6 protein-coding genes are annotated in these 5,395 nt (G+C 45.0%); 1 reads left to right on the forward strand and 5 read right to left on the reverse strand.

Annotated features, from left to right (window positions below; genetic code table 11):
• The 3 genes from B4J23_RS04950 to B4J23_RS04960 form a co-directional block, all read right to left on the reverse strand.
• Nucleotides 1-400, reverse strand: a 400-nt coding sequence (locus tag B4J23_RS04950; RefSeq protein WP_291359028.1) for an enoyl-CoA hydratase-related protein, incomplete at its 3' end; no start/stop codon positions are given.
• Nucleotides 401-437: 37 nt separating this feature from the next.
• Nucleotides 438-1,361, reverse strand: a complete 924-nt coding sequence (locus tag B4J23_RS04955; RefSeq protein ID WP_291359030.1) for a 2-hydroxyacid dehydrogenase — start codon at nucleotides 1,359-1,361, stop codon at nucleotides 438-440.
• Nucleotides 1,358-2,113, reverse strand: a complete 756-nt coding sequence (locus B4J23_RS04960; protein ID WP_125278512.1) for a class II aldolase/adducin family protein — start codon at nucleotides 2,111-2,113, stop codon at nucleotides 1,358-1,360. Before B4J23_RS04960 ends, B4J23_RS04955 begins: the two co-directional genes overlap by 4 nt.
• 111 nt (nucleotides 2,114-2,224) lie before the next feature.
• Between B4J23_RS04960 and B4J23_RS04965 the strand changes: the two genes are divergently transcribed.
• The gene (locus B4J23_RS04965; RefSeq protein ID WP_180130536.1) at nucleotides 2,225-2,662 is read left to right on the forward strand and encodes a PaaI family thioesterase; all 438 of its coding nucleotides are present in this window, start codon (nucleotides 2,225-2,227) and stop codon (nucleotides 2,660-2,662) included.
• Nucleotides 2,663-2,783: 121 nt separating this feature from the next.
• On the opposite strand, the gene B4J23_RS04970 is transcribed toward B4J23_RS04965, so the two are convergent.
• On the reverse strand, nucleotides 2,784-3,995 hold the full coding sequence (locus tag B4J23_RS04970) for a 3-oxoadipyl-CoA thiolase (protein ID WP_104473213.1): 1,212 nt from the start codon (nucleotides 3,993-3,995) through the stop codon (nucleotides 2,784-2,786).
• 25 nt (nucleotides 3,996-4,020) lie between these two features.
• Nucleotides 4,021-5,395: 3-hydroxyacyl-CoA dehydrogenase (locus tag B4J23_RS04975; protein ID WP_291359035.1), on the reverse strand; the 1,375-nt coding region annotated here is incomplete at its 5' end.

Below are 5,395 nucleotides of genomic sequence, written 5' to 3' on the forward strand. Positions count from 1 at the left end.
GAATAAATTTGGCACTTTCCTTGGCAATACCCAGATCGCAAGCCAGCGCGATATTGGCCCCTGCACCGGCAGCCACACCATTTACTGCCGCAATCACCGGTTTAGGACTTTTACGAATCAGATTAATCAAAGGATTATAATATTTGGCCAGCGAACCCTCTGGTGGCAAAGGTACATTGCCAAGCTGTCCGGCACGTTCTTTTAAATCCTGTCCCGCTGAAAATGCCCGACCATTACCACGGATCACAATTACCCGAATGTCTGAATCCGTATTCCAACTTTTCAGTACTTGCTGGACTTCCTCATGCATTTGCCGGTTAAAACTGTTCAGTGAATCTGGACGGTTAAAACTTAAAGTCGCGATGCCTTGCTGAATCTGGGTCTGAATCATTTCCCACATCATCAATTTCCTTATTTTTTTGTCTGTATCCCTACAATTAATAGCCTTTATTGACATCCACCTGATGACACAAATCCAGGCCCTGATTTAAGCGGCGGTCATTTTCCAGTATCTGCTCTACCACCACAGACATTGGGGCATGTGAGGCCACATGTGGTGTCACCACAATTTTTTCATGTTGCCAGAATGGATGATCCGCAGGTAATGGCTCCTGCTCAAAGACATCAACAATCGCACCACGAAGATGACCAGAATCCAGCGCATCCAATAAATCCTGCTCGATTAAATGCTGGCCACGCCCGACATGAATCAAAGCTGCCTGTTCAGGAAGTTGCTGAAATAATTCAGCAGAAAGAATGCCGGTATTTTCTTCGGTGAGTGGTAGCAGGTTAATCAGAATCTGACTTTGCGCCAGAAATTCGGAAAGCTGTTCTTGCCCTACATAACTTTTAACTTGATTAATGTCTTTTGGGGAATTCGACCAACCAGAGACTTGATAGCCCATGTCTGCAAAACGTTCTGCTACGTATCCGCCCATATGCCCGAGTCCCATAATCCCGATCTGGATATGATGGCTATAGCTCTGGCGATACTGCTTCCACAGTTGCTGCTTTTGCTGCTGGATCATGCGGTCAAAATAGCGCTGAAAATACAGCACACCCCAAAGCAGATAATCAAACATGCCCTTTTGATGATGTGGATCCAGTACCCGGCAAACGGCTTGATCTGGACGTACAGCATTTAAGTTTAAATGTTCTACCCCAGCAGCAATCGAATGAATCAGGCCAAGCTTTGGTAGCTGCTGCACTTTTTCCAGATCTGGAAACCAGGCAGCGACTGTGGTTGCCTGTTCAGCTTTAGGACTGTCCACTGTACAGAAACTGCCAGCAGGCGCATATTTTTGAAAAGACTTGACCAGAATGGCTTCAATATTTGGTACAGAACTGGAAATAACAATCATGATGCATACTCCGTATATTGATGCTCAATCAGGGACAAAGCGGCCTGCCAGGCACGCTGTAAAATCGGTTCAATGAGAGGACTGGCGAACTGCTTGGCTGTTTTAATTCGGACTTCTTCTGCTGGATAATGCAATTCAGCACCGCCGCTTAAGGCTTTCACCTGTGCCTGACAGGCGCGCTCCAGGAAATAGATTTCATGAAAAGCCCGCGCAATGGTTTCCCCAGCCGTTAATAGGCCATGATTGCGTAAAATCATGGCGCGATGGCTGCCCAAGTCCTGAATCAAGCGTTCTTGTTCATCAGTTGAAAGCGCGACGCCTTCATATTCGTGATAGGCCACATGCTGATAAAATTTCATGGCATGCTGGGAAATTGGGAGAAGCCCGTGTTTCTGAGCAGAGACGGCAATACCATCTGCAGTATGCGTATGAATGACACAGTTGAGATGAGGATGCGCGTCATGAATCGCAGAATGAATTACAAAACCTGCCATATTGACTGGCTTGTCCTGCTCATAGCTTTCTACCACCTGTCCTTCATGATTAATCTTCACCAGCGTTGAGGCACGCATTTTTTCAAATGCGACACCATATTGGTTAATCAGAAAACAGTCTGGTTGATCTGGGACTCTTAGGCTGATATGAGTATCAATCAGGTCGGTCATCCGATAATGCGCAATAATACGATAAAGTGCTGCGAGTTCACAGCGTGCCTGCCATTCAGCATCTGTGACGAGATTTTTTATTGTCATCATTCCATCCTGGAAAAATATAGCATTTCGATCACTATCTGTTATATCATAATTTTAGAAAAACAGAATATTATTTCATAAAGCGAAATATTTTTATTAAAGGGAAGCTATATGACTACAGCTCAAATGAATGGACTCGAATATTTAACTGCAATTAAAAATGGCGAATTGCCTGGTTCAGCAATGGGACAACTGATCCCCATGAAACTCAGTGTCGTCCGTGAAAACTACGTGGAATATGAAGTTTATCCAGATGAACGTCATTTCAACCTGCAAGGTGGCATTCATGGTGGATTCTGCGCCACTGTTCTGGACAGCGTAACCGGTGCAGCAGTTCATACTACAGTTGATGCGGGCGTGAGTTTCTCCACTATTGATCTGAATGTCAAAATGCTTAAAGCCATGAAAAATGGCGAAACTTATACTGCCATTGGTGAAGTAATCCGGATCGGTCGTAATGTGCTAACTTCAGAAGGCCGAATTATCGACAAAGACGGTAAAATTTATGCCTTTGGTTCAGCAACTTTATTGGTCACTGGCCGCAAATAATCCTTACGCTGATTTAAGCAATCCCTGCGATATGCAGGGATTTTTATTTCTATATAAATAGTCCAATAAAAAATGCCATGTATATCAGCTATACATGGCATTAATACGATGACTAAAGTGGTTATGCAGCTTCAGGGTTTTCAATCACCATCGCAAGACCTTGACCCAGACCGATACATAAGCTGATCACGGCATATTTTTTACCCGTACGCTGTAATTGACGCGCAACAGTTAAAGCCAAACGCGCACCTGAACAGCCCAATGGATGGCCAATCGCAATACCACCACCATTTGGATTCACACGCGGATCATCAAATGCAACATCCAGGCCTTTCAGGCAAGATAATACCTGGCTGGCAAATGCTTCATTGATCTCGATAATGTCCATATCATCTAGCGTCAAACCTGCACGTTTTACGGCTTTTTTGATTGCTTCGATTGGACCCGCGCCCATGATGCGTGGCTCAATGCCAGCGGCTGCAGAAGACAGGATACGTGCTAAAGGTTTTAAGCCATACTGTTCCTGAACTTTTTCACTGCCGATAATCAGTGCTGCAGCGCCGTCATTGATACCTGATGCGTTACCCGCAGTCACTACACCACCTTCGAAAAGCGGTTTTAGCTTGGATAATGCTTCAAATGTTGAAGATGGACGTGGATGTTCATCTTCAGTCACTAATTTAGGCGGCAATTTACGTCCTTGTGAAACTTCAATCGGGGTAATTTCACCTTCAAAGAAACCTGCTTCTTTTGCAGCTTGATATTTCGCTTGTGATGCAGCAGCAAAAGTATCTGCCTGTTCACGCGTAATGCCAAACTCTTCAGCGACGTTATCACCTGTTTCCGGCATGCTGTGCGCGCCAAACTGATCGGTGAATTTACGGTTCGGGAAACGTGTACCAATCGTGGTGTCATAGATTTTGGCATCACGTGAATACGCGCTTTCAGCTTTAGCCATTACAAACGGTGCACGTGTCATGCTCTCTACACCACCTGCAATATACAGTTCGCCTTCACCTGCGGTAATGGCACGTGCTGAATCGATCACAGCACCCAGGCCCGACGCACATAGACGGTTAACTGTTTGACCTGGAACGGTCACTGGCATACCAGCAAGCAATGCTGCAAATCGAGCCACGTTACGGCTGTCTTCACCGGCTTGGTTCGTGCTACCAAAGATCACATCTTCTACGTCAGCTGCTGGAATACCGGTTTTTTCTAGCAGATTTTTAATGACTGTTGCTGCCAGATCATCTGGACGCACAGTGGCCAGGCTTCCTGCATGGCGACCGATTGGAGAACGTAAACCATCATAAATATAAGCATTTAACATGAGTGTTATTCCTTTAACTTTTTAATTAATGTGTAGTATGAACAAGAGGTAAACCGAGTTGAACGCGGCGGCGTAACCAAGGACTTGGACGGTAACGCTGGTCACGGGTAATCGCCGTCATACGGTCTAGAATTTTCAGAATTTTTTCAGCGCCTAATACATCGCCCCATTCAATTGGGCCGTATGGATAACCAAGGCCTAACTTCACGGCAACGTTGATATCTTCTACAGTGGCAACACCTTGCTGGGCAATATCACAGCCAAGATTCACAATCATTGCTAAAGCACGTTGCGCCACAAAGCCGACGCTTTCCTGAATTGTGCTCGCAGTCACACCATCCAGATTGAAAATAGATTGCGCTGCATTTATCAGTTCAGCTTTGGTCACAAACGTTGGCATCAAAGTACGGTGTTTATTTAAGCCGTAAAGCAGATCAATGCAGACTACTTGCTGCGGAGACACTTGATAACGGACTGCTGCTGAAGTGGCATCTTCACCATAAGTCGCAATTAAAATTAAAGCATCTGCTGAAGGTGCGTCAGTCTGCTCGATCTGGATGTTGAACTGCTGTAGATATTGCTCAAGCGCTTGACGGTCTTCGCTATATTCTGTACCCAGCCAAACCGATGGATATTGATCCAGCTTTTCAACCAAGTTTGGAGCCACATCACCTACTTTGCTCCCCGAGGTATAATCGTAAAAACCTTTACCAGTTTTACGGCCTAGCTGTTTAGCAATAAAACGCTGGCGGGTAATCACGCTTGGGCGGTAACGTGTTTCTTCATAATATTGGTGATAAATCGATTCACTTACCGGATGAGATACATCCATCCCGGTCAGATCGCCTAACTCGAATGGTCCCATCTTGAAACCGATGCCGTCACGATAGATGCGGTCAATGTCATAAAATGGAGTGACATTTTCATTCAGAATTGCATAGGCTTCGCTACCAAAGGCACGACCTGCATGGTTAATGATAAATCCTGGGGTGTCTTTAGCTTTTACCGGGCGATGTCCCATTTTCGTAGATAACTGAGTCAGCGCATCCACAATATCAGCACGGGTATTAAAGCCTTCAATCACCTCAACCACTTTCATCAGTGGAACCGGGTTAAAGAAGTGATAACCAGCAACGCGTTCCGGTTGACTGCAATTGGCAGCAATTGCACTGATGGATAGTGAAGATGTATTGGATGCCAGAATCGCTTCCGGTTTTACGATACCTTCCAGTTGCTGCATCAGCTTTTGTTTGATTTCCAGATTTTCAATAATCGCTTCAACGATTAAATCGCAATCTTTCAGATCTTCGATCTGATGAGCAATGGATAAATGAGCAAGATCTTCAGCAGCTTTTTCATGGCTGAATTTACCTTTATCAGCCAGGGTATTTAATGTTTTT

This window comes from Acinetobacter sp. UBA3025 (assembly GCF_002367915.1).
In the GTDB taxonomy this organism is placed as follows: Bacteria; Pseudomonadota; Gammaproteobacteria; order Pseudomonadales; family Moraxellaceae; genus Acinetobacter.

Bases quoted from the DNA above. Each gene is read 5' to 3' on its own strand.
- B4J23_RS04965 (WP_180130536.1), top strand. From the start codon at position 2,225: ATGACTACAGCTCAAATGAATGGACTCGAATATTTAACTGCAATTAAA.
- B4J23_RS04960 (WP_125278512.1), bottom strand. From the start codon at position 2,113: ATGACAATAAAAAATCTCGTCACAGATGCTGAATGGCAGGCACGCTGT.
- B4J23_RS04955 (WP_291359030.1), bottom strand. From the start codon at position 1,361: ATGATTGTTATTTCCAGTTCTGTACCAAATATTGAAGCCATTCTGGTC.
- B4J23_RS04970 (WP_104473213.1), bottom strand. From the start codon at position 3,995: ATGTTAAATGCTTATATTTATGATGGTTTACGTTCTCCAATCGGTCGC.